The 23712-nt window shown below is 69.2% G+C and carries 16 protein-coding genes and 2 pseudogenes; 5 read left to right on the forward strand and 13 right to left on the reverse strand.

What is annotated here, in order from left to right:
- Positions 1 to 2: 2 nt before the first annotated feature.
- The gene (locus tag AC5DRG_RS08465; protein ID WP_491809375.1) at positions 3 to 1520 is read right to left on the reverse strand and encodes a glutamate-cysteine ligase family protein; all 1518 of its coding nucleotides are present in this window, start codon (positions 1518 to 1520) and stop codon (positions 3 to 5) included.
- A 558-nt stretch (positions 1521 to 2078) separates the two neighbouring features.
- Between AC5DRG_RS08465 and AC5DRG_RS08470 the strand changes: the two genes are divergently transcribed.
- The 3 genes from AC5DRG_RS08470 to AC5DRG_RS08480 all read left to right on the forward strand — a co-directional run bounded on the left by AC5DRG_RS08470 (position 2079) and on the right by AC5DRG_RS08480 (position 4527).
- On the forward strand, positions 2079 to 2663 hold the full coding sequence (locus AC5DRG_RS08470; RefSeq protein WP_491809376.1) for a hypothetical protein: 585 nt from the start codon (positions 2079 to 2081) through the stop codon (positions 2661 to 2663).
- A gap of 398 nt (positions 2664 to 3061) precedes the next feature.
- Positions 3062 to 3268, forward strand: coding sequence for a DUF5999 family protein (locus AC5DRG_RS08475; RefSeq protein ID WP_491809377.1), 207 nt, complete (start codon positions 3062 to 3064; stop codon positions 3266 to 3268).
- Positions 3269 to 3477: 209 nt separating this feature from the next.
- A complete protein-coding gene (locus AC5DRG_RS08480; RefSeq protein ID WP_491809378.1) occupies positions 3478 to 4527 on the forward strand; it encodes a LacI family DNA-binding transcriptional regulator in 1050 nt (349 codons plus the stop codon).
- 1 nt (position 4528) lies between these two features.
- On the opposite strand, the gene AC5DRG_RS08485 is transcribed toward AC5DRG_RS08480, so the two are convergent.
- From AC5DRG_RS08485 to AC5DRG_RS08540, 12 genes and pseudogenes are all read right to left on the reverse strand, one after another.
- Complete coding sequence (locus tag AC5DRG_RS08485) at positions 4529 to 5563, reverse strand: endo-1,4-beta-xylanase (RefSeq protein WP_491809379.1); 1035 nt, start codon at positions 5561 to 5563, stop codon at positions 4529 to 4531.
- A gap of 55 nt (positions 5564 to 5618) precedes the next feature.
- The gene (locus AC5DRG_RS08490) at positions 5619 to 6383 is read right to left on the reverse strand and encodes a carbohydrate ABC transporter permease (RefSeq protein ID WP_491812994.1); all 765 of its coding nucleotides are present in this window, start codon (positions 6381 to 6383) and stop codon (positions 5619 to 5621) included.
- 59 nt (positions 6384 to 6442) lie between these two features.
- Complete coding sequence (locus AC5DRG_RS08495) at positions 6443 to 7441, reverse strand: carbohydrate ABC transporter permease (protein ID WP_491809380.1); 999 nt, start codon at positions 7439 to 7441, stop codon at positions 6443 to 6445.
- A 6-nt stretch (positions 7442 to 7447) separates the two neighbouring features.
- The gene (locus AC5DRG_RS08500) at positions 7448 to 8740 is read right to left on the reverse strand and encodes an extracellular solute-binding protein (RefSeq protein WP_491809381.1); all 1293 of its coding nucleotides are present in this window, start codon (positions 8738 to 8740) and stop codon (positions 7448 to 7450) included.
- Between the two features lie 392 nt (positions 8741 to 9132).
- Positions 9133 to 9303, reverse strand: a pseudogene (locus tag AC5DRG_RS08505) (diaminopimelate decarboxylase); the annotation flags it as partial.
- A pseudogene (locus AC5DRG_RS08510) lies at positions 9293 to 11839 on the reverse strand (DUF4118 domain-containing protein). The pseudogenes AC5DRG_RS08510 and AC5DRG_RS08505, both read right to left, overlap by 11 nt.
- Positions 11840 to 11841: 2 nt before the next feature.
- Positions 11842 to 12522: a response regulator gene (locus AC5DRG_RS08515; protein ID WP_491809382.1), complete on the reverse strand. Its 681-nt coding sequence runs from the start codon at positions 12520 to 12522 to the stop codon at positions 11842 to 11844.
- Entirely contained in the window at positions 12522 to 13154 is a 633-nt protein-coding gene (locus AC5DRG_RS08520; RefSeq protein WP_491809383.1) for a potassium-transporting ATPase subunit C, read from the reverse strand. The genes AC5DRG_RS08515 and AC5DRG_RS08520 overlap by 1 nt, the downstream gene beginning before the upstream one ends.
- A 25-nt stretch (positions 13155 to 13179) precedes the next feature.
- A complete protein-coding gene (gene kdpB / locus AC5DRG_RS08525) occupies positions 13180 to 15276 on the reverse strand; it encodes a potassium-transporting ATPase subunit KdpB (RefSeq protein WP_491809384.1) in 2097 nt (698 codons plus the stop codon).
- A gap of 44 nt (positions 15277 to 15320) precedes the next feature.
- On the reverse strand, positions 15321 to 16985 hold the full coding sequence (gene kdpA / locus AC5DRG_RS08530) for a potassium-transporting ATPase subunit KdpA (protein WP_491809385.1): 1665 nt from the start codon (positions 16983 to 16985) through the stop codon (positions 15321 to 15323).
- A gap of 32 nt (positions 16986 to 17017) precedes the next feature.
- The gene (gene kdpF / locus AC5DRG_RS08535; RefSeq protein WP_103548383.1) at positions 17018 to 17095 is read right to left on the reverse strand and encodes a K(+)-transporting ATPase subunit F; all 78 of its coding nucleotides are present in this window, start codon (positions 17093 to 17095) and stop codon (positions 17018 to 17020) included.
- 274 nt (positions 17096 to 17369) lie between these two features.
- Complete coding sequence (locus tag AC5DRG_RS08540) at positions 17370 to 19697, reverse strand: sensor histidine kinase (protein WP_491809386.1); 2328 nt, start codon at positions 19695 to 19697, stop codon at positions 17370 to 17372.
- Between the two features lie 182 nt (positions 19698 to 19879).
- On the opposite strand from AC5DRG_RS08540, the gene AC5DRG_RS08545 reads away from it, so the two are divergent.
- Both AC5DRG_RS08545 and AC5DRG_RS08550 read left to right on the forward strand, forming a co-directional pair.
- A complete protein-coding gene (locus AC5DRG_RS08545; RefSeq protein WP_491809387.1) occupies positions 19880 to 21454 on the forward strand; it encodes a Na+/H+ antiporter in 1575 nt (524 codons plus the stop codon).
- 296 nt (positions 21455 to 21750) lie between these two features.
- Positions 21751 to 23706 carry an APC family permease gene (locus tag AC5DRG_RS08550; protein WP_491809388.1) on the forward strand — a complete coding sequence of 652 codons (1956 nt, stop codon included), beginning with the start codon at positions 21751 to 21753 and terminating at the stop codon, positions 23704 to 23706.
- The last annotated feature ends 6 nt before the right edge of the window (positions 23707 to 23712 follow it).

Genomic DNA, 23712 nt, shown 5'->3' on the forward strand with positions numbered 1-23712 from the left:
AGTCACCCCAGCGGCACCGGTTCCCGTAACCCGACCGGCCAGGTGTGTACGGGCTCCCCTTGGTGCATCAACTCGCAGTAGCGCCGCGTGGTGGCGGACAGGGCGGCGGGCCGGTCCAGGCCCTTCTCCAGGGCCCGGTGGAACGTGGCGGCCTGCCAGGTCGCCCCGTTGGCCCGACGCCGGCACCGCTCCTCGATCACCCCGAGGTAAAGATCCCGGTCGGCGGGTTCGACACCCCACGCATCCAGCCCGGCCTCGGCGAGCGGCAGCAGTTCATCGCGTACGAGGGTGACGGCGTCGACCTCGGTCGTGCCGCCGTAGCGGCCGTGCCGGGGCCAGGTCAGGCGGGCGTCGACGCCGTGGCGGCACGCGGCGTCGAAGTTGGCGGACGCCGCCTCGAAGGGCAGCCGGGTCCACACCGGCCGCGACTCCTCGGCGAGGGCGCGGACGACGCCGTAGTAGAAGGCCGCGTTGGCGATGACGTCCGTGACGGTGGGGCCCGCCGGCAGGACGCGGTTCTCGACGCGCAGGTGCGGGAAGCCGTCTGCGATGCCGTAGACGGGGCGGTTCCAGCGGTACACGGTGCCGTTGTGCAGGACGAGTTCGGCGAGCTTGGGCACACCGCCCGCGTCGAGGACGTCCAGGGGGTCCTCGTCGTCGCAGATGGGCAGGAGTGCCGGGTAGTAGCGCAGGTTCTCCTCGAAGAGGTCGTACGCAGAGGAGATCCAGCGTTCCCCGAACCAGGTGCGCGGGCGGACCCCCTGGGCCTGGAGTTCGGGCGGGCGAGTGTCGGTGGACTGCTGGAACAGCGGGGGCCGCGACTCGCTCCACAGTTCACGGCCGAACAGGAAGGGCGAGTTGGCGCCCACGGCGACCTGAGCGGCGGCGACCGCCTGCGCGGCGTTCCACACGTCGGCGAAGCGGGCCGGGGTGACCTGGAGGTGCAGTTGCACGGAGGTGCAGGCGGCTTCCGGGGTGATGGACTTCGCGGTGCAGACGAGGCGTTCGACGCCGTCGATGTCGAGGGTGAAGTCCTCGCCCCGGGCGGCCACGATCTGCTCGTTGAGCAGGGCGTAGCGGTCCACGTCGGAAAGGTTCGAGGAGACCAGGTCGTCCCGGTCCAGGGTCGGCAGAATGCCGATCATCGTGATTCCCGCGTCGAGCTCGCCCGCTTTCCGATGGGCATATGCCAAGGAGGTGCGGAGTTCCTCGGCGAGCCGGTCGAATACCCGGCCGCCCAGTCGGTGTGGGGCTATGTTGACTTCCAGATTGAACCTGGCGAGTTCTGTTTGGAAATCTCGGCTTGCGATGCGTTCGAGTACTTGCGCATTCAGCATTTTCGGCATGCCGTCGGCGCCGGTGAGATTCAATTCGATCTCCACGCCCATGAGATTCCTGGGGCGGTCGAACCGCTTCTCCGCCAGCAGCCGCTCCAGTCCCGTCAGGCACCGCCGCAGCTTGTCGCGGTAGCGCTGACGATCGGACAGGTCGAACGGCCCTGCCACGACCTTCTCCCCCATCGAAGCGTCCCTCCTCGAATGGGCGGCCCCGAAGAACGGCCGCTGGTCCCGGGTCACGTGGGATGATGCCCAGCCGACGCGATCGATAACGTCCCGGATCGACCTCGCGCCCGCTACTCTGTTGGACGTGACCGGGGGCACATTCACCAGGCATGGGGCATCGTGCAGATTCGGGCACATCGGGAACTCGTGAAAAACGCCGACGAGAATTGGCCGACCGCCGCCCGGGCAAATCCCGAGGTCATCACCGCAGCCCCTGCCTGGAACCGGGATGATTCCCGCTTTTCGCCGTCCGAATGAGCCCTTGCTGTTCATCAGGGAAACGGCTAGACGAAACACTGTCTGAACACGTGTCGTATAAGCTCCGCGAACAAGGCAGAAGGTTGGCGCCCACGGTCGAAGCATCCTGCCGTCGAGGTGACGTACGGCAGGCCGCACCCGTACCACCCGTTCACCGACCCAGGCCCCCCGGCCACTCTGACCCCGCGAGCAGACAGCGCCGTCCGCCCACGCTCTCGCGCCACCGTGCCTGTCGATTGAATTGAGAGGCGACCCACCATGCCGCTGCATGTCCCCCCGGCTCCCGCGCCCGCCCTTCGCTCCGTCCTCACGGCACTCGGTTCCCCCACCGCGGTCCGCGAGGCCCGAACCCCTTCGCTGCGCGCCGCGCAGGGGCCCGCCACCCCCGAACTCCCGCTGCCCGTCCATGTACTGGACCGGATCACGCCCGACGGCGCGTCCGCCACCCGGCTGGCCGGGTGGCGATTCCTCATCCGCTGCGGCGAACGCTCGGTGGCCGCGGCCGAGACCATGCTGACGCCGGACGGCTGGGCGTTCTCGCACTTCTTCGAGGGGCCCTACATCGCCGCCACCGAGCGCGCCCTGCGTCAGGCCGAGACGATGAAACAGTCCTACCAGCCGCGTCTGCTGTCGGTACCCGAGCTCTACATGCTCACGCTCTGGCTGCACGGCGACTGCGCGGCGGACGGCGCCACCGGCCATCCGGCCGCCACCGATCTGCTCGTCCCGCTGGCGCCGGCCCCGCCCGGCATCGCGGCGCACCGCCCGCACCGGGTCGCGGAACTGCTTCCGGTGCTGACCCATCGGGTGACTCCGGCGCGACTGCTCGGCTCCCCCGCCTGACCGTCGGCCCACTCGGACCCCTTCCAGGCGCCTTCGTACCCCGCCGCCGAATTCCCGGTAGCGGGGTACGCCGCTGTTTCCGGCGCCATTACGCTCGTACGAGCGATAAATCGCTCGGAAGAGCCAGAAAAAGCCTTCGACCCGTCCGGACTAGCCCCATCCGACCACGGGGAACCACCCGAAGTGACAGTGCAGTTGGGATGAACCGTCCGGGCGGGTGATGCGTCATCAACCTGTGAGAAGCGGTGCTGCTAAATCCCTGCGGATTGACGTCCGTAGGGCAACACTGGGTTCGGAACGACTTATCACAACGGGGGGCGGCCATGAACGAAGCTTCAAGCCGCGGGACAGACACACCATCCATCTCACATCTCACGACAGAGCGAAAGATCCCACCAATGTGCCAGCACCAGCCGCCGTGTCCGACAGCCGACTCCACCGACCGGGACTCCGCGCGCCTCGCGGCGCACCACCCGGAGCAGGGATGGAGCCTGCTGTGCAACGGCGTCCTGCTTTTCGAGGACACCGGTGAGCTCCTGCCGGACGGCCAGATCATCGCGCCGCACCGCCCGATGGGCGCCGGCCAGATCATGACGGCCGCCTGAGAGCCAGTCCTTCTGGGGGCCGGACCGCAGACATCCTCTGCGAACCGGCCCCGACGTGTGTCCGGGGGTGATCACTCCCCGTAGTCCCCTGCATGTGATGCGGTCATGAAGGATTCCCGTTCCGGCCAGGGCTTCCCACGGCCACGCGCTTTCCGGAAGACTCCTGGAAGTTTCGAGCACAAGGGGAACCGTCAACGGAGGTGGGCGAATTGACCGCACGCGAGGCCGACGCGGAAGCGGCGCCCGAGGCCCGGAACAAGGTCACGATCACGGAGATCGCCCGGCAGGCCGGGGTCTCGGTGCCGACCGTGTCCCGGGTCGTCAACGGCCGCTCCGATGTGTCGCCTCGGACCCGGGCCCGCGTCGAGGACCTGCTGCGCCGGCACGGCTACCGCAAGCGCTCCCCCGCCTCCGGCACCCGCGCCGCCCTGCTCGACCTGGTCTTCAACGACCTCGACAGCCCCTGGGCCGTCGAGATCATCCGGGGCGTCGAGGAAGTCGCCCACGCGGCCGGCGTCGGCACGGTCGTCTCGGCGATACACGGCCGCTCCGGTGACGCTCGCGAGTGGATGCAGAACCTGCGGGCGCGGGCCTCCGACGGAGTCATCCTCGTCACCTCGGACCTGGAGCCGGTCCTGCACGAGGAGTTGCGCGTCCTGGGTGTGCCGCTGGTCGTCGTCGACCCGGCGGGCTCCCCCGCACTCGACGCCCCCACCATCGGCGCCGCCAACTGGGCGGGCGGCATGGCGGCCACCGAGCATCTGCTGTCGCTGGGCCACCGCAGGATCGGCCTGATCGCGGGCCCGCCCCGGCTGCTCTGCTCCCGGGCCCGCCTCGACGGCTACCGCGCGGCCCTGGAGGGCGCCGGCATCACGCTGGACGAGTCCCTCGTCGCGCCCGGCGACTTCCTCCCCGAGTCCGGCTTCACCGGCTGCAACGCCCTCCTTGACCTGCCCACCCCGCCGACCGCCCTGTTCGCGGCCAGCGACCAGATGGCGCTCGGCGCGATCGAGGCGCTGCGCCGGCGTGGCCTGCGGGTGCCGGAGGACATGAGCGTGGTCGGTTTCGACGACCTTCCGGAAGTCCGCTGGTCGGCTCCGCCGCTGACGACGGTCCGCCAACCGCTGGCCGACATGGGCAAGTTGGCGGTCCGTACAATCCTGCGGCTGGCGCGCGACGAGCAGCCGGACTCCCCGCGGGTGGAGCTGGGCACGGAACTGGTGGTGCGGTCGAGCACCGCACCACCGTCACGTCCGTGAGCTACTTCAGCGCCTCCGCGATCGCGAAGTACGCGGGCTTCGGCTGCAGTTGCTCGTCCCACGGCAGCGCGGCGCCCTGGCCCTCGAAGAACGCCGGGATCCACGAGTACTTGTCCGTGTAGTCCCAGACGGTGATCCCGACGCACCTGCGCACCGCGAGGCACGCCTCGGTCAAGTCGCCGTACCACTCGGCCTGTTGGGCCAGCTTGTCCTCGGTCGCGGGCAGGATCATCCGGATGTCGACCTCGGTGAGCGCGGTGTCGAGGCCGAGCTCGGAGAAGCGGTGGAGGTTGTCCTCCAGGGTCGTCGGATAGCCGTACTGGAGGGCCAGGTGGGCCTGCAGACCGATGCCGTCGAGTGGGACGCCCTGCGCCTTCAGCTCCTTGGTCAGGTTGTAGTAGGCGTCGCTCTTCGGGCCGACCGCCTCGATGTTGTAGTCGTTGAGGTAGAGCTTGACCTTCGGGTCGGCCTGGCGGGCCCAGCGCAGGGCGTCGGCGATGTAGCCGGGGCCGAGGGTCTTGTAGAAGACCGTCTCGCGGTAGGTGCCGTCCTCGTTGAAGGCCTCGTTGACGACGTCCCAGGCGAAGACCTTGCCGCGGTAGTGCCGTACCTCCGTCTGGATGTGGTTCTTCAGTACGGCCCTCAGCTCGTCCGCCGTCCAGGTGTCGCTCGTCAGCCAGCCGGGCAGTTGGCTGTGCCAGACGAGCGTGTGCCCGCGCACCTTCTGGTGGTTGAGCCGGGCAAGGTTCACGATCTCGTCGCCGTTGGTCCAGTCGAAGACGCCCTGCTGCGGCTCGGTGGCGTACCACTTCATGCCGTTGCCCGGCGTGATCTGGTCGAACTCGCTGCCGAGGATCGCCTTGTACGGCTCGTCGACGAGTTCGGGGTTGTCGGTGGCGCTGCCGAAGTAGCGGCCGTGGCGCTGGGCGAGGTCGGCGAGGGTGGGCGGCTTGTCATGAGCCCCGGCGGCCGTGCCTGTGACCGCGACCAGGACTGCGGCGAGAGCTCCGGCGAGTCTCAGACGGTTCTTGCGCATGGTGCGACTCCTCACGTGCAGTTGTGTGGGTGAGCCGTACGTCCGCCTGCGCGCGTCATCCCTTCGTCGCGCCGGCGGTGAGGCCGCCGACGAGTTGGCGCTCGGCGACCGAGTAGAAGGCGAGGGCGGGGACCATCGCGAGGACCAGGTAGGCGAAGACGCGGGCGTACTCCGCCGAGTACTGGCCCTGGAACTGCTGGACGCCGATGGGCAGGGTCCACCAGGTGTTGTCGGTGAACACCAGTAGCGGCAGGAAGAAGTTGTTCCAGCTGGTGACGACGGCGAGCACCGATACGGTGCCGAGCGCGGGGCGTGCCATGGGCAGCAGTACCCGCCAGAAGAAGCCGAAGGGGCTGCAGCCGTCGAGGGTGGCCGCCTCCTCCAGCTCGCCGGGGATCTGCCGGAAGAAGCCGCGCAGGATGATGATCGTCATCGGCAGCCCGAACGCGGCCTGCGGGAGGATCACGCCGAGCGGGTTGTCCAGCAGGTCCAGGGAGCGCAGCAGCAGGAACAGCGGCAGGGCCGCCACCGCGAAGGGGAACATCAGCCCCATGGTGAAGAAGGTGAACAGCAACTCCCGCCCGCGGAAGGCGAACCGGGCGAAGGAGAAGGCGGCGAGCGCGGACACGGCGACGACGAGCACGGTCGTCGCCACCGCGATCACCGTGCTGCTGCCGAGCAGCCGCCAGAAGTCGCCGGAGCCGAGGATGTCGGTGTAGTTGCCGGTCAGCCAGCGCTCGGGCAGCCCGAAGGGGTTGCTGGAGAGCTCGTCGGTGGATTTGAAGCCGGAGAGGACGGCGTACACCAGAGGGGTGATCATCACCACGCCGACCGCGACGAGGATCAGGTGCAGCGGCAGGGTGCGTACGGTCTTGCGGGTCACTTGCCGTCCCCCCTCATCGTCGTGGTGGCCCCTTCGAGGTCGCGGCGGAGCACGAACCGCTGGTAGGCGAGGGCGAAGACGAGACAGATGCCGAACATGACCACGCTGATCGCGCTGGCGTAGCCAACCTGGTAGCGCTTGAAGCCGTACTGGAACATGGTCACGGCCATCGTCTCGGAGTGGTGGTCGGGGCCGCCCTGGGTCACCACCCACACCAGGTCGAACAGTTGGATCGACCCGATGACGCACAGGAAGACGCTGATGCGCAGGGTGGGTGCGAGCAGCGGCAGGGTGACGTTGCGGAACCGCTGCCAGGCGCCCGCGCCGTCGATCAGCGCGGCCTCCGTCAACTCGGCCGGGATGGACTGGAGTCCGGCCAGGTAGAGCATCATGTGGAAGCCGAAGTACTTCCACGTCATGACCAGGAAGAGGGTCGCCATGACGTAGGAGGGGTCGGCGAACCACTCGCCGCCCAGACCGTCGAGGCCGATGCCGCCCAGGACGTGGTCGGCGAGTCCGTCGTCCGGGGCGAAGATCATGCTGAACAGGACGCCGGTGATGGCCTCGGACAGGACGTAGGGCGCGAAGAACAGCATCCGGTACACGGCCCGGCCGCGCAGCCGCTGGTTGAGCGCCACCGCCATGGCGAGCGCGAACGGCAGTTGGAGCACGAGCGACAGCACGACCAGAACCAGGCAGCGCCACAGGTCGCCGAGGAAGACCGGGTCCTGGAAGAGCCGGGTGAAGTTGTCCGCGCCGATGTAGTCGGAGGGCATGCCGAAGCCGCCCCAGCGGAAGAAGGCGGCGTAGAGCGCGAACAGCATCGGCAGCAGGACCAGCCCGATGAACAGCACCAGCGCGGGTACCTGGAAGCCGACGGCGGTGAGCCAGTTCAGCGTGCGCCGCCGGGCCCGCCCCCGCGCGAAGGCCGCGGACGGGGGCGGCAGGTCGACATCCGGGCCGCTCTGTTTGTCCGGGAGGAAAGTGGAGGTCATCGCCGACTACTGCTCTTCCTTCGCGACCTTGGTGATCGACTGGGTGACCTGCTCGGGGGACTTGGAGCCGGCGATGAGCGCGGCGACGCTGTCGTTGACCTCCTGGCCGACAGCGGGCGCATACGCCTGGTCGAGGTAGAGCTGGAAGCCGGTCGCGCCCGTCAACTGCGCCTGTACGGCCTTGGTGTTGGGGTCGCTGATGGCGCTCTCGGCGGCCGGGACCACCGGGAGGACGCCGGTCTTCTTGACGAGTTCGATGTCGGTGGCCTCGGAGGCGAAGAACTTCAGGAAGTCGACGGCCGCCTGCGGTGCCCCCTTGCGCAGGGCCTGCCCGCCGCCACCGCCGAACACCTCGGTGATGGCGCCCTTGCCGCCCTCGACCGCGGGGAACGGGAAGAAGCCGAGGTCGTCCCCGAGGCCCTTGCCCGCGTCCGCCTCCACGGCCGGCGCCCACTGGCCCATGAGTTCCATCGCCGCCTTGCCGTTGCCGACCGCGGCGGCCTGGCCACTGGGAGTGGAGTAGGCGGCGCCGAGGAACCCCTTCTGGAACGGCTCCAGTTCGACGAGGTCCTTGAGGTGCTGACCGGCCTCGACGAACCCGGCGCCGGTGAAGTCCTTGTCGTCGTTGGCCTTCTGGAGGGCGTCTACGCCGGCGGTGCGCATCGCGAGGTAGGCCCAGTAGTACATGCCCGGCCACTTCTCCTTGCCGGCCAGGGCGAGGGGCGTGATGCCGGCGGACTTCAGCTTGCCGACGGCGTCGAGGAAGCCGCTCCAGGTGGTCGGGGGTGCGCTGATGCCCGCGTCCTCGAAGAGCGCCTTGTTGTACCAGAAGCCGATCATGCCGATGTCGAACGGGATCCCGTACACCTTGTCGTCGAGCAGATACGGCTCCGACGCGACGGGCAGCAGGTTCCCGGCCCAGGCCTTCGTGGGGTCGGTGAGGTCCTCGACGAGCCCGGCGTCGACCTGTTGCTTCAGGACGCCGCCGCCCCAGGTGTGGAAGATGTCCGGCAGCTTTCCGGAGGCGGTCAGCGCCGTCATCTTCGACTTGTAGGCGTCGTTCTCCAACTGGACGATCTTTATTTTGACCTTGGGGTTCCGGTCCTCGAACTTCTTCGCCAGAGCGGCCCAGACGTCCTTCGCCGGCTGGGTGGTGGAGATGTTCCACCACTCGATCGTCGTCGTCCCCGAGGAGCTCTCGTCCGAGTCGCCGCCGCAGCCGCTGAGGACGGTCATGCCCAGACCGGCCGCGGCGGAGGCGGCCAGGAAGCCGCGGCGTGACAGAACCTGGTCGCCCATCATGCACTCCTTGTCGAAACATTCGGGATTCATCCGGAAATTGCGCTGCTGCCGCACCCTAAGGACAGCTTCGGAAGGGTGGCAACCCCCTGTGCATCGGGAATCTCGCGTCAACTCCCGGCTTCCGGAAGGCGGTTCGGTCAGGGAGCGGTGGTCCGGGTCAGCAGCGCGGCCGCCGCCACGCGCCAACGTCGCAGCCGCAAGCGCCTGTTGGGTTCCGCTGAACGCATGGCGACCGAACGCATGACGACTCCTGTCCCCTGGAGAGGCGTTCCGTACGGTGGCATGTGATCCAAATCCGAAACTTTCGAACCTGTCACCGAACCTTCGGAACCCGGACTCTAGAAAGGGGACCCAGGAGCGTCAAGGTGCACGTCGAACTCCCCTGCGACGGGGCGTACGCCGCCGGGGAGTTCGACGTCCGTGGCCGGCACGTCACCGGCCTCGCAGTGACGGCCCACGACGGTCACCGCGATCGGCGACGCGGCGCTGTGCCTGCCGACCAGCCGGGGCGCGAGGCGGGGCACGGTGAGCCCGGCCGTCGCGTCACGACTATGAGGTGACCGCTGCCGACACGTCCTCGGGCTCCTCCGGTGTGCGCCCCGGCGCCACGCTGAGGGTCAGGACCATGGTGAGCCCGCCGCCGGGAGTGTCCTCGGCGTTGAGGGTGCCGCCCATCGCCTCGGCGAATCCCCGGGCGACGGCGAGCCCGAGACCAACGCCCGCTCCTCGCGGGGCGTCACCGTAGCGCTGGAAGGGCTCGAAGATACGGTCCTTGGTCTCGTCGGGGACGCCGGGCCCGCGGTCCACAACCCGCACCTCCACCCGGTCGGCCATGGCGCTCGCCGACACCAGCACCGGGGTGCCCGCGGGGCTGTACTTGACCGCGTTCTCCACGACGTTGGCGACCGAGCGCTCCAACAGCCCCTTGTCGACGTGCACCATCGGCAGCGTCTCGGGGATGTCGAGTTCCACGCTGTCCTCGGGCACCCCGCCGAGCGCCATCGGCACGACCTCGTCGAGGTCGATCTCGCGAATGATCGGGGTGACCGTGCCGGTCTGGAGGCGGGACATGTCGAGGAGGTTCCCGACGAGCAGATCGAGGCGGTCGGCGCCCTCCTCGATCGCCTCAAGGAGCTCGGCCTGGTCCTCGTCCGACCACTCGACGTCGTCCGAACGCAGCGAGGTGACCGACGGCTTGATGCCGGCCAGTGGGGTACGGAGGTCATGGCTGACGGCGGCCAGCAGCGCCGTCCGGATCCGGTTGCCCTCCGCCAACTCCTTGGCCTGGTCGGCCTCGTGCTGCAGGCGCTGGCGGTCGAGCACGACAGCGGCCTGAGCGGCGAAGGCCGCCAACACCCGCTGATCCGAGGCGGGCAGCACCCGTCCGGTCAGCGCGAGGGCCATGTGGTCGCCGACCGGCATGTCCACGTCCGCGTCCTCGGGGCTCTGTCAGGGGCTCGGACCCACGCTGCCCGCGCACGTCCAGGGCTCCACGTCGCTCTCCCGCTCCAGCAGCGCCACCGACTCCATGCCGAAGGTCTCCCGCACCCGCTCCAGCAACGCCTCCAGGCTGGTCTCACCCCGCAGCACACTGCCCGCCAGGAAGGACAGGATCTCCGACTCGGCCCGCAGCCGCGCCGCCTGCTGGGTGCGCCGGGCGGCCAGATCGACCACGGACGCCACCGACACGGCCACCCCCACGAAGATCACGATGGCGACGATGTTCTTCGGGTCGGAGATCGTGAACGTATGGACGGGCGGGGTGAAGAACCAGTTCAGCAGCAGCGAGCCCACCGCCGCGGAGGCCAGAGCGGGCAGCAGACCGCCCAGCAGCGCGGCCGCAACGGTCAGCGACAGGTACAGCAACATGTCGTTGGCGAGGCCGACTTCGGGAGCGACGCCGGTGAGCAGAAGGGTGAGGAGGGCAGGGCCGAGCACCCCGACGAGCCAGCCCCAGATGATCCGCGACCGGCCGAGCCGCGTACCCCGGGCGGCGGGCAGGCCTCGGCCCTTGCCGGCCTCGTCGTGGGTGATCAGGTGGACGTCGAGGTCGGGCCCCGACTCCCGGGCGACCGTCGCGCCGACGCCCGGCCCGAAGACGTACTGCCAGCTCTTGCGCCGGGAGACGCCCAGCACGATCTGGGTGGCGTTGACGCCGCGCGCGAAGTCCAGCAGCGCGGCGGACACGTCGTCGCCGACGACGTGGTGGAAGGTGCCGCCGAGATCCTCCACCAGGGTGCGCTGGACAGCGAGTTCCTTCGGAGAGGAGGACGTCAGCCCGTCGCTGCGGGCGATGTAGACGGCGAGGACCTCGCCGCCGGCGCCCTTTTCGGCGAGGCGGGCGGCCCGGCGTATCAGCGTCCGTCCCTCGGGGCCGCCGGTCAGGCCGACCACGATGCGTTCGCGTGAGCCCCAGATCTTGGACACCCGGTGCTCGCTGCGGTACTCGGTCAGGTACTCGTCGACCCGGTCGGCCACCCACAGCAGGGCCAACTCCCGCAGGGCGGTGAGGTTTCCGGGGCGGAAGTAGTTGGAGAGAGCCACGTCGACCTTGTCCGGCTTGTATATGTTGCCGTGCGCCATACGGCGGCGCAGCGCGGGCGGTGACATGTCGACGAGCTCGATCTGGTCGGCGCGCCGCACGACTTCGTCGGGGACGGTCTCCTGCTGGCGTACGCCCGTTATCGACTCGACGACGTCGCCGAGCGACTCCAGGTGCTGGATGTTGACGGTCGAGATCACGTCGATCCCGGCCGCCAGAAGTTCCTCCACGTCCCGCCAGCGCTTGGTGTTGCGGGAGCCGGGGATGTTGGTGTGGGGCAGTTCGTCGACGAGGGCCACCTGGGGCCGCCGCGCGAGCACGGCGTCGACGTCCATCTCGGTGAAGACGCTGCCCCGGTAGTCCAGTTCCTTGCGCTGGATCTGTTCCAGGCCGTGCAGCATCACCTCGGTCCGCGGCCGGCCGTGGTGCTCCACGAAAGCCACCACGCAGTCGGTACCCCGCTCGATGCGACGGTGTGCCTCGGACAGCATCGCGTACGTCTTGCCGACGCCCGGTGCCGCGCCGAGATAGATGCGGAGCTTGCCGCGTGCCATGTTCACCCTTCGAAGCGGTAACCCATGCCGGGTTCGGTGATGAGGTAGCGGGGGTTCGAGGGATCCGCCTCCAACCTGCGGCGGAGTTGGGCCATGTAGACGCGCAGGTAGTTGGTCTTGCTCTGGGTCACGCCCCAGACCTCCTGGAGCAGGTACTTCTGTGTGATGAGCCGGCCGGGGTTGGTGACCAGGATCTCCAGGAGGTGCCACTCGGTCGGGGTCAGCCGCACGTCCCGGCCACGCCGTGCGGCTTTCTTGGCCAGCAGGTCGATGGTGAACTCGTCCGTGGTGACCAGCGTGGCCTCGGGGGCGAGCGGCACGTCCTCGGCCCGCCGCAGCGCCGCCCGCAGCCGCGCCAGCAGTTCGTCCATGCCGAACGGCTTGGTGATGTAGTCGTCGGCGCCCGCGTCGAGGGCGGCGACCTTCTCGTCGGAGGACTGCCGTGCCGAGAGCACCAGGATCGGTACGCGGGACCAGCCACGCAGTGCCTTGATGACGTCGACCCCGTCCATGTCGGGCAGACCGAGATCGAGCATCACGACGTCCGGCTGACGCGTGGCCGCCAGCCGGAGGGCCGTGGCACCGTCGGGCGCCGCGTCCACTCCGTACCGGCGTGCCTGCATGTTGATCACGAGTGCTCTTACGAGCTGGGGATCGTCTTCCACGACCAGCACCCGGGTCATCAGTTGCCCTTGATCAGTTCCTTGAGCGCGATGTTGAGCTCCAGGACGTTCACGCGGGGCTCGCCGATGAAGCCGAGGGTGCGGCCGTCGGTGTGCTCGTCGACGAGCTTCTGGACCTCGGCGACGGAGAGGCCGTTCCTCTCGGCGATCCGGTGGACCTGGATGTCCGCGTACGCCGGGGAGATGTCCGGGTCCAGGCCGGAGCCTGAGGACGTCACCGCGTCGGCGGGGACCTCGGAGGCCTTGACCTTGTGGTCGGACGTCGAGTTGTCCTTGATGACCTGGGCCTTCGCTTCCTTGACCCACTTGATGAGGTCGGCGTTGTCGCCCGAGCGGTTGGTGGCGCCGGACAGGATCAGCTTGTACTGGGTGTTGACGGAGTTCTCACCCAGGCCGTTGGCCGGCCGGGGCTGGAAGTAGTCCAGGCTGTATCCCTGTTGGCCGATCAGCGAGGAGCCGACGACCTTGCCCTCCGACTTGATCTCCGAGCCGTTGGCCTTGTCGTCGAACAGGGCCTGGGCGACGCCGGTGACGACCAGCGGGTAGATGACGCCCGTGACCAGGGTCAGGACGAGCAGGGCCCGCAGGCCCGCCCCCAGCAACCGGAGTGTGTTCGATACCGAGTTGTTCATTGCCGATCAACACGCTTTCAAATTGTTACAGCCCGGGGATGAGGGAGATGATCATGTCGATGAGCTTGATGCCGATGAACGGGGCGATCAGACCGCCGAGGCCGTAGACACCCAGGTTCCGCCGCAGCAGGCGATCCGCGCTCACCGGCCGGTACTGAACTCCGCGCAGGGCGAGCGGGACCAGCGCGATGATGATCAGCGCGTTGAAGATGACGGCGGACAGGATCGCGGAGTCGGGCGACGACAGGTCCATGATGTTGAGCTTGTCCAGGCCCGGGTAGACCGCCGCGAACAGCGCCGGGATGATCGCGAAGTACTTCGCCACGTCGTTGGCGATGGAGAACGTCGTCAACGCGCCCCGGGTGATCAGCAGTTGCTTGCCGATCTCGACGATCTCGATGAGCTTGGTGGGGTTGGAGTCCAGGTCCACCATGTTCCCGGCCTCCTTGGCGGCCGAGGTACCGGTGTTCATGGCCACGCCCACGTCGGCCTGGGCCAGCGCCGGCGCGTCGTTCGTACCGTCACCGGTCATCGCGACGAGCTTTCCGCCGGCCTGCTCGCGCTTGATCAGCGCCATCTTGTCCTCGGGTGTGGCCTCCGCGAGGAAGTCGTCGACGCCCGCCTCGTCCGCGATCGCCTTGGCCGTCAGCGGGTTGTCGCCTGTGATCATGACGGTCTTGATGCCCATGCGGCGCAGCTCGTCGAACCGTTCGCGCATGCCGTCCTTGACGACGTCCTTGAGGTGGATGACGCCCAACACCCGGGCGCCTTCCGTGTCTTCGACGGCCACGAGCAGCGGCGTGCCGCCGGCCTCGGAGATGCGGTTGGAGAGCGCCTCGGCGTCCTCGGAGACCGTGCCGCCCTGCTCCTTGACCCAGGTGATGACCGAACCGGCCGCGCCCTTGCGGATCTTGCGCCCGTCGACGTCCACCCCGGACATCCGGGTCTGGGCGGTGAAGGCGATCCACTCGGCGTGCGCCAGCTCGCCCTGGTGGCGCTCGCGCAGCCCGTACTTCTCCTTCGCCAGTACGACGATGGAGCGGCCCTCGGGTGTCTCGTCGGCCAGTGAGGAGAGCTGGGCGGCGTCGGCGAGCTCGGCCTCGGTGGTGCCGGTGACCGGCACGAACTCGGAGGCCTGGCGGTTGCCGAGGGTGATGGTGCCGGTCTTGTCGAGCAGGAGGGTCGAGACGTCGCCCGCGGCTTCAACTGCCCTGCCGGACATGGCGAGTACGTTGCGCTGCACCAGCCGGTCCATGCCCGCGATGCCGATCGCGGAGAGCAGGGCGCCGATCGTGGTCGGGATCAGACAGACGAGCAACGCCACCAGCACGACCATCGTCAGATGCGTACCCGCGTAGTCCGCGAAGGGCGGCAGGGTGGCCACCGCGAGCAGGAAGACGATGGTCAGAGACGCGAGCAGGATGTTGAGGGCGATCTCGTTCGGGGTCTTCTGCCGTGCCGCGCCCTCGACCAGGGCGATCATGCGGTCGATGAAGGTCTCGCCGGGCTTCGTCGTGATCTTGATGACGATGCGGTCGGAGAGGACCTTCGTACCGCCGGTGACCGCGGACCGGTCGCCGCCGGACTCGCGGATGACCGGAGCCGACTCACCGGTGATGGCCGACTCGTCGACGCTGGCCACGCCCTCGACGACGTCACCGTCGCCGGGGATGATGTCGCCCGCCTCGCAGACGACCAGGTCGCCGACGCGCAGCTCGGTGCCGGGGACCTGCTCCTCCACCTTGCCGTTGAGACGCCGCGCGACCGTGTCGGTTTTGGCCTTGCGTAGGGTGTCCGCCTGCGCCTTGCCGCGCCCCTCGGCGACGGCCTCCGCCAGGTTGGCGAAGATGACCGTCAGCCACAGCCAGGCGCTGATCGCCCAGCCGAACCAGTCGCCCGGGTCCTTGAAGGAGAACACCGTCGTCAGCACCGAGCCGACGAGGACCACGAACATCACGGGCGACTTGACCATCACCCGCGGGTCGAGCTTGCGGCACGCGTCGGGCAGCGACTTCAGCAGCTGCTTGGGGTCGAAGAGACCCGCGCCGACACGCCCCTCGGCGGCCTTGTGTCCGGTGGGTACGTCGCTGTGCGGCGCCCGGGTCGAGGTGGCTGTGGACATGGAGTCCTCTTGCTCTTCTGAATGGGACTTCTTTGTACGGGTGGTCATGACGCCAGCCCCTCGGCCAGCGGACCCAGCGCGAGGGCCGGGAAGTAGGTCAGACCGGTGATGATCAGGATCGCGCCCACGAGGAGGCCGGTGAACAGCGGCTTCTCGGTGCGCAGGGTGCCCGCGGTGGCCGGGACCGGCTTCTGCTCGGCGAGCGAGCCGGCCAGCGCGAGCACGAACACCATCGGCAGGAAGCGGCCGAACACCATGGCCAGACCCAGGGTGGTGTTGAACCACTGCGTGTCGGCGTTGAGACCGGCGAAGGCCGAACCGTTGTTGTTCGCGGCCGAGCTGTAGGCGTACAGGATCTCGGAGAAGCCGTGCGCGCCGGAGTTCGTCATCGAGTTGCCCGGGGTGGGCAGGGCCATCGCGGCGGCGGTGAAGATGAGGACCAGTGCCGGGGTGATGAGGATGTAGCAGGCCGCGAACTTGATCTCGCGGGTGCCGATCTTCTTGCCCAGGTACTCGGGGGTGCGGCCGACCATCAGACCGGCGATGAACACCGCGATGATCGCCATGATGAGCATGCCGTAGAGGCCGGAGCCGGTACCACCGGGCGCGATCTCGCCGAGTTGCATGCCGAGCATGGTGATGCCGCCGCCGAGGCCGGTGAACGAGGAGTGGAAGGAGTCCACCGCACCGGTCGAGGTCAGGGTGGTCGACACCGCGAAGATCGACGAGGCGCCGACACCGATGCGGGTCTCCTTGCCCTCCATGGCCCCGCCGGCGATCTCGAACGCCGTGCCGTGGTGGGCGAACTCGGTCCACATCATCAGCGCGATGAAGCCGACCCAGATGGTGGCCATGGTGGCGAGGATCGCGTAGCCCTGCTTGATCGAGCCGACCATGATGCCGAAGGTGCGGGTCAGCGCGAACGGGATGACCAGCAGCAGGAATATCTCGAAGAGGTTCGTGAACGGGGTCGGATTCTCGAAGGGGTGGGCGGAGTTGGCGTTGAAGTAGCCGCCACCGTTGGTCCCGATCTCCTTGATGGCCTCCTGCGAGGCGACCGCACCGCCGTTCCACTGCTGCGAGCCGCCCATGAACTGCCCGACCTCATGGATGCCGGAGAAGTTCTGGATCGCACCGCAGGCGACCAGGACGATCGCGGCGAGGACGGAGAACGGCACCAGGATGCGGACGACACCGCGCACCAGGTCGGACCAGAAGTTGCCGAGCTCACCGGTGCGCGAGCGCGCGAAACCGCGCACCAGCGCGACCGCGACGGCGATACCGACGGCCGCGGAGACGAAGTTCTGGACGGCCAGGCCGGCGGTCTGCACGACGTGGCCCATGGCCTGCTCGCCGTAGTACGACTGCCAGTTGGTGTTGGTCACGAAGGACACGGCGGTGTTGAACGCCTGGTCCGGGTCGATCGAGGAGAAGCCCAGCGAGCCGGGCAGGACGCCCTGGAGCCGCTGGAGCAGATAGAGGAACAGGACGCTCACGGCCGAGAAGGCGAGCACTCCGCGCAGATAGGCGGTCCAGCGCATCTCGGTGTTCGGGTTGGCACCGATGCCCTTGTAGATCCACTTCTCGACGCGCCAGTGCTTGTCGGAGGAGTAGCCCTTGGCCATGTAGTTGCCGAGGGGGACATAGGCGAGGGCCAGTGCTCCCATGAGGGCGAGCAGTTGGAGGATGCCGGCGAGTACGGGACCCATGTCTCCCGCTGCGGTAGCAGCTGATGTCACCGTCAGAACCTCTCCGGGAAGATCAGGGCGAGGACGAGATAGCCCAGCAGGGCGACGGCCACGACGAGGCCGACGCCCATCTCCAAATTTGAAACAGCCTCGGCGGTCACAGCTTGGTCACCCCCTTGGCGACGAAGGCCACCAGCGCGAAACACGCGATCGTGATGACGACGAAGGCCAGATCGGCCATCGTGAGCTCCTGGAATGAGGTTCGGATCGGACTAGGACGCTTAGAGCAAACCGTCTGCCTGGCCGGATTCGACCACCGTTGACGGGTCCCTTACGCCGGTCGACCCGCCCTTGACGGGACTCTTACGGCGATGGGGCCGGGCAGTGGTGCCGAGCACACCGGCGTCAGAACAGCCGGAAGCGCAACCGGCAGATCACCGCGTCCGTCTCCCGGCGCACGGCATGCGCGACGACGGCTCCGCGCTGGTTCTGCAGCAGCCGCTGCCACAGCCGCTCCGGCTCCGTCTCGGGGATCAGGACGGTGACCCGGGTGGCGGGCTCGGCGGCGGTGACCTCACGGACGTAGGCGGCGATGGGGCGGCCCAGGGAGCGGCGCTCGCAGCTGAGCCGGACCAGTGGCACTCCGGGGTCCCACTCGGTCCAGGCGCGCTCCAGAGCGTGCAGCGCGGCGCGGTCCTCGGGGTCGGGGTAGCAGACGAGGGTGAGGACGCCCGCCTCCAGGCGACTGAGGTCCAGCAGGTTCTCCACCAGCCCGCTCAGTTTCGCCATGGACTCGTCGGCGGTGGCGAGGAGTTCGTCGCGGTCCTCGACGGAGAACTCGACGTCCCGGCTGCGCAGCGAGGTGACGGCGGCCCAACCCGCGGCCAGCGGAGTGCGCAGGTCGTGGCCCACGGCCCGCAGCAACGCCGTACGCATCCGGTCGACGGCCCTGACCGGCTCCACCTCGGCGGCGGCCTCGGCGAGCCGCGCCCGCTCGACGGCCGAGCCCACGTGGGCGGCGAACGCGGCCAGCACCCGCCGCTCGGACGACGACAGGGTGCGGCCGCTCAGCGCCAGGAAGCCGCCGGGGCCCGCGGGCACGACGGTCACGCCGCTGGCATCGGGCGGTTCGTCCACCAGGTCGGCCGACTCCATGCCGAAGGTCTCCCGCGTACGTTCCAGGAGGGCCGGGATCGTCTGGCCGCCGCGCACGATGCTGCCCGCGAGCGAGGACATGGTCTCGGCCTCGGCGGTGGCGCGGGCGGAGCGGCGCGACAGGCGCAGCGAGCGGTCGACGACGCCGGCCACGGTGACGGCCACGACCGCGAACACCCCCAGCGCCAGCAGGGCGTTGGGGTCGTCCAGCGTGAACGCGCCGATGGGCGGAATGAACCAGTAGTTGAGCAGCAGGGACGCGGTCACCGACGCGATCAGCGCCGAGACGACCCCGCCGATGCAGGCCACGCCCACGACCGTGAGCAGGAACAGAAGCGCCTCGCTGGTGAGGTTCACCGTGCCCCGCACCTGGGCGAGACAGACGGTGAGCAGCACCGGCAGCACGAATCCCGCGACCGGCCCCGCGATCAGCCGGGCGGTCGAGAGAGTACGACGCCTGGACGGGAGCAGCGTGCCCCGCCCGGCCCGCTCGTGCGTGACCCGGTGCACGTCGATGTCGCCGGAGAGCACGGTCACGGTGTCCCCGGTGCCGGGCCCGCTCAGGAACCGCTCCCAGCGTCCGCGCCGACTGGTGCCGAGGACGAGCTGGGTGGCGTTCTCGGCGCGCGCGAACTCCACGAGCGTGGTGGCGACATCGTCCCCGACCACGGAGTGGTAGCTCCCGCCGAGGTCCTCGACGAGTCGCCGCTGCCGGGCGAGCGAGGCGTGCGAGACCCCGGCGGCCAGTCCATCACTTCGCGCCACATGTAAGGCGAGCAGATCGCCGCCCGCCGACCGGTCGGCGATCCTGGCGGCCCGCCGGATGAGCGTGTCTCCCTCCGGCCCGCCGGTCAGCGCGACCACGACCCGCTCCCGGGTCTCCCACACCCCGCCTATCGCGTGCTCGGCCCGGTACGACTGAAGGGCCTCGTCGACCCGGTCGGCCACCCACAGCAGCGCCAACTGCCGCAGGGCGGTGAGGTTTCCGGGCCGGAAGTAGTTGGCGAGGGCGGCGTCGATCTTCTCGGGGGCGTAGATGTTGCCGTGCGCCATACGCCTGCGCAGGCCCTCGGGCGGGATGTCCACCAGCTCGACCTGCCGGGCCCGCCGTACGACCTCGTCGGGCACCGTCTCGTGCTGCGGCACCCCGGTGATCTTCTCGACGACGTCCTTGAGGGACGCCAGGTGCTCGATGTTGACCGCCGTGATGACGTCGACGCCGACCGCGAGCAGCTCCTCGATGTCCTGCCAGCGCTTGGCGTTGCGACCGCCGCCGGGGACGTTGCTGTGCGCGAACTCGTCGACGATCGCGACCTGCGGGCGGCGCGCGAGGACGGCCGCGAGGTCCATCTCCTCGAACTGGCCGCCCCGGTAAGCGCACCGGGCCCGCGGGACGACCTCCAGGCCGTCGAGCATGCCCTCGGTCCACGGGCGCCCGTGGCACTCCACGAACCCCACCGCCACATCGGCCCCACGGGCGGCGCGGCGCCGCCCCTCGTCGAGCATGCGGTAGGTCTTGCCGACCCCTGGAGCCGCCCCGAGGTAGACCTTCAGTCGTCCGCGTCGTACGTCATTCATCACCTGCCAGAGAAGCGCCCGATACGCCGCCGGGCAGGCATCTTGACGCGTCCCTGGCGCCGCTGACGGGGACGTTGACACTGTCTTGACGAGCCCTGGCCGGGATACGGTGAAAGCGGTGTGCCGGGAAGTCTGGTCGGCGGGGAGTCACAACGGCTCCCGACAAAGCCCCAGGGGACGGCATGCGCAGCGTAGGAACGGTTCTGGCACTCGTGGTACTGGCCACGGTGGTGGCGACATTCGCGCGCCGCTGGCGCATACCCGCACCCTCTCTCCTGGTGGTCGCCGGCCTCGCCGTGGCACTTCTGCCGGGCACCCCGGAGATCGAGATCAGCCCCGAGATCATCGGCCTCGTCGTGCTGCCCCCGCTGCTGTACGCGAGCGCCGAGGAACTGTCCTGGCGCGAGTTGCGGGCGGTGTGGAAGCCGGTCGGGGTCCTGGCGGTGGGCCTGGTGCTGGCGTCGGCGGCGGCGGTCGGCGCGGTCGCGTCGCTGGTGACGCCGCTGTCGTGGCAGATGGCGCTGGTGCTGGGCGCGGTGCTGGCCAGCACAGACCCGGTGGCGGTCACCGCACTCGGCCGGCGCCTGGCACTGCCGCCGAAAGTGCAGGTCCTGGTCCAGGCGGAGAGCCTCTTCAACGACGCGACCTCGCTGGTCCTCTTCCGGGTCGCGGTGAGCGTGGCCGTGGCCTCGGCGGCGGCCGACTGGGGCGCGGCGGGCGGCGAGTTCCTGCTGCTCGCGGGTGGCGGCACGCTGATCGGCGCGGCGGTGGCGGGCGTCGTGGCCCTGATCCGCCGACGCACCGAGGACCCGGTCCTGGAGACGGTGATCGCTCTGGTCACCCCGTACGCGGCCTACGTCCTCGCGGAGGCGGCCCACACCTCGGGAGTCACGTCGGTCGTGGTGGCCGGAGTGGTGCTCGGCGGCCGCGGCGACCGGCTCACCAACGCCCGCATCAGGCTCCAACTGCACGCCGTGTACGGCACGGTGGTGTTCCTGCTGGAGAGCGTGGTGTTCTCCCTCATCGGCCTGGCCCTGCCCGCCCAGGTGCGGGCGCTGTCCGACGGCGACCGCGCGTGGCCGCTGTACGCGCTGGCGATCGCGGGCACGCTCATCGCGGTACGGCTGCTGTGGCTGGCGCCGCTGTCGGCGGTCGTGCAGCGCAAGGGCGGCATCCAGCGCATGAACTGGCGGGTGCCGATGGTGCTGACCTGGGCGGGCACCCGGGGTGTCGTACCGCTGGCGGCCGCGCTGTCGATCCCGGTCGCGACGGAGAACGGGACCGCGCTCGCGGAGCGCCCGCTGGTCCTGGTCCTGACCACGTCGGTCGTGGTCGTCACTCTCGTCGTCCAGGGCTTCACCCTGGCCCCCGTCGTCCGCGCCTCCGGCATCGCCCTGGAACCCGACCACACGGAACGCGAGGAGGCCGCCGCCCGCTGCAGCCTGGCCGGCGCTGGCATCCGCCGCCTCGACGAGCTCTCCGAGCTGGAGGCCGTACCGGACGTCGTCCTCGACCGCCTCCGCCGCGGCCTCAACGCCCGCCTGGACGCCGCCCGCGACCGCCTGGCCGACACCAACGGAACCGCGTCCGCCGCCGAATCCGCCGACCTGATCTACCGCCAGCTCCGCCGCGACCTGATAGCGGTGGAAGCCGCGGAACTCCAACGCCTCTACGACGACCACACCATCAGCGACACGACCCGCCGCCGGCTCCAGCGGTCCCTGGACCTGGAGGAGGCGCGGCTGGCGGATGCCTGACGGGTCTTCCCGAGGGCATACCCCAGGTTGCCAACAGCTGTCGTACGAGATGACGCTGAGTGTCCGCCCCCGACGGCAGGGCACGGATCACCCGCGTAGCGCAATCCGGAGCCGATTCCTCCAGGGCCTCCCCTTCCTGATGCGCCACTGACATTCGACGGGCCAGTCTTAACGGAAGCTTGACGCCCGCGACTCGCTCATTCGTGGGCCCACGCGTCACTCTCCGCTTACGCTGGTGCCGCCGTCCGCGTGATGGCCGGAAACCACACGCTGAGCCGCACATCAGGAGCACGCCGATGGCCACCACCGAACAGCCGCCGCCCAGCCGCCTGCGCTCCTGGATGCTGGAAGGCCTGTCCGACATGGGCAAGGGAGCCACCCAGCGCGCGCCGGAGGCGAAGCAGGAACCGGCGCACCAGGGGCAGCGCTGGTGGCGGGTGATGTGCCTGACCGGCGTCGACTACTTCTCCACCCTCGGCTACCAGCCGGGCATCGCGGCCCTGGCGGCCGGTCTGCTGTCGCCGATCGCGACCATAGTGCTGGTGATCGTCACCCTGGCCGGCGCCCTGCCCGTGTACCGGCGAGTGGCCGAGGAGAGCCCACATGGTGAGGGCTCGATCGCGATGCTGGAGCGGCTGCTGTCCTTCTGGAAGGGCAAGCTGTTCGTACTGACCCTGCTGGGCTTCGCCGCCACCGACTTCCTGATCACCATCACCCTGTCCGCGGCCGACGCCTCCACCCACCTGGTGGAGAACCCGCATCTGGAAAGCGTCCTGCACGACAAGCAGATGCTGATCACGCTGGTGCTGGTCGCCCTGCTGGGCGCGGTGTTCCTCAAGGGCTTCCTGGAGGCGATCGGGGTCGCCGTGGCCCTGGTGGCGGTCTACCTGGCGCTCAACGCCGTCGTCGTGGTGGACGGAATGTGGCAGGTGGTCACCGAGGGGCATGTGATCACCGACTGGTCCAGCGCCCTGACCGCCGAGCACGGAAACGTTTTCGCCATGATCGGCGTCTCCCTGCTGGTCTTCCCGAAGCTCGCCCTCGGTCTGTCCGGCTTCGAAACCGGCGTCGCGGTCATGCCCCACGTCCAGGGCGACCCGGGCGACACCGAGGAGAACCCGAAGGGCCGCATCCGGGACACCAAGAAGCTCCTCACCGCGGCCGCCCTGATCATGAGCGTGTTCCTGATCGCCACCAGCTTCATCACCACGGTGCTGATCCCGGAGAAGGAGTTCGAGTCCGGCGGCCAGGCCAACGGACGCGCGCTGGCCTACCTGGCACACGAACACCTCGGCAACGCCTTCGGCACGGTCTACGACGTCTCCACGATCGCCATCCTGTGGTTCGCCGGCGCCTCCGCGATGGCCGGCCTGCTCAACCTGATGCCCCGCTACCTTCCCCGCTACGGCATGGCCCCCCACTGGGCACGCGCCGTGCGCCCCATGGTGATCGTCTTCACCCTCGTCGCCTTCCTCGTCACCTGGATCTTCGACGCCGACGTCGACGCCCAGGGCGGCGCCTACGCGACCGGCGTCCTGGTCCTGATGGCCTCCGCGGCGATCGCGGCGACCATCGCCGCCCGCCGGGCAGCGCAGCGGGGCTGGACGATCGGCTTCTCGATCATCTCGGCGGTCCTCCTCTACGTCACCGTCGTGAACGTCATCGAACGCCCGGACGGTGTGAAGATCGGCGCCTGCTTCATCGCCGGCATCATCCTCATCTCCCTGCTGTCCCGGCTGGCCCGCGCCTTCGAACTGCGGGTGACCAGCGTGACATTGGACGACATGGCGGAGCGGTTCGTACGGGACATGGCCAGCCGCAAGATGCGGTTCATCGCCAACGAGCCCGACCGGCGTGACAAGGCCGAGTACCGCGAGAAGATCGAGCAGATCCGGGCCGACAACGACATGCCCGAGCAGGAGGACTTCGTCTTCGTCGAGGTGACGGTCCTCGACCCCTCCGAGTTCGAGGCGGGCCTGACGGTACGCGGCGAGGTCCTGCACAACCGCTACCGGGTCCTGACCCTGGAGTCCTCCTCCGTCCCCAACGCGTTGGCCGCCCTGCTCCTCAACGTCCGCGACTCGACGGGCTGTATCCCGCACATCTACTTCGAGTGGACCGAGGGCAACCCGTTCGCCAACTTCCTGCGCTTCTTCCTCTTCGGGCAGGGCGAGGTCGCCCCGGTCACCCGCGAGGTACTGCGCGAGGCGGAGCCGGACCGCGCCCGACGCCCGCGCGTGCACACGGGCTGAGGGTGC

The sequence above is a fragment of the Streptomyces sp. JLBG701 genome (assembly GCF_058544905.1).

Excerpts from the sequence above, each read along its gene's own strand:
- AC5DRG_RS08485 (WP_491809379.1), bottom strand. The coding sequence starts at position 5,563 with ATGCGCAAGAACCGTCTGAGACTCGCCGGAGCTCTCGCCGCAGTCCTG.
- AC5DRG_RS08515 (WP_491809382.1), bottom strand. The coding sequence starts at position 12,522 with ATGACCCGGGTGCTGGTCGTGGAAGACGATCCCCAGCTCGTAAGAGCA.
- AC5DRG_RS08545 (WP_491809387.1), top strand. The coding sequence starts at position 19,880 with ATGCGCAGCGTAGGAACGGTTCTGGCACTCGTGGTACTGGCCACGGTG.
- AC5DRG_RS08465 (WP_491809375.1), bottom strand. The coding sequence starts at position 1,520 with ATGGGGGAGAAGGTCGTGGCAGGGCCGTTCGACCTGTCCGATCGTCAG.
- AC5DRG_RS08495 (WP_491809380.1), bottom strand. The coding sequence starts at position 7,441 with ATGACCTCCACTTTCCTCCCGGACAAACAGAGCGGCCCGGATGTCGAC.
- AC5DRG_RS08540 (WP_491809386.1), bottom strand. The coding sequence starts at position 19,697 with ATGAATGACGTACGACGCGGACGACTGAAGGTCTACCTCGGGGCGGCT.
- kdpB (WP_491809384.1), bottom strand. The coding sequence starts at position 15,276 with ATGTCCACAGCCACCTCGACCCGGGCGCCGCACAGCGACGTACCCACC.
- AC5DRG_RS08520 (WP_491809383.1), bottom strand. The coding sequence starts at position 13,154 with ATGAACAACTCGGTATCGAACACACTCCGGTTGCTGGGGGCGGGCCTG.
- AC5DRG_RS08550 (WP_491809388.1), top strand. The coding sequence starts at position 21,751 with ATGGCCACCACCGAACAGCCGCCGCCCAGCCGCCTGCGCTCCTGGATG.
- kdpF (WP_103548383.1), bottom strand. The coding sequence starts at position 17,095 with ATGGGCGTCGGCCTCGTCGTGGCCGTCGCCCTGCTGGGCTATCTCGTC.
- AC5DRG_RS08490 (WP_491812994.1), bottom strand. The coding sequence starts at position 6,383 with ATGATCACCCCTCTGGTGTACGCCGTCCTCTCCGGCTTCAAATCCACC.
- AC5DRG_RS08475 (WP_491809377.1), top strand. The coding sequence starts at position 3,062 with ATGTGCCAGCACCAGCCGCCGTGTCCGACAGCCGACTCCACCGACCGG.
- AC5DRG_RS08500 (WP_491809381.1), bottom strand. The coding sequence starts at position 8,740 with ATGGGCGACCAGGTTCTGTCACGCCGCGGCTTCCTGGCCGCCTCCGCC.
- AC5DRG_RS08470 (WP_491809376.1), top strand. The coding sequence starts at position 2,079 with ATGCCGCTGCATGTCCCCCCGGCTCCCGCGCCCGCCCTTCGCTCCGTC.
- kdpA (WP_491809385.1), bottom strand. The coding sequence starts at position 16,985 with ATGGGTCCCGTACTCGCCGGCATCCTCCAACTGCTCGCCCTCATGGGA.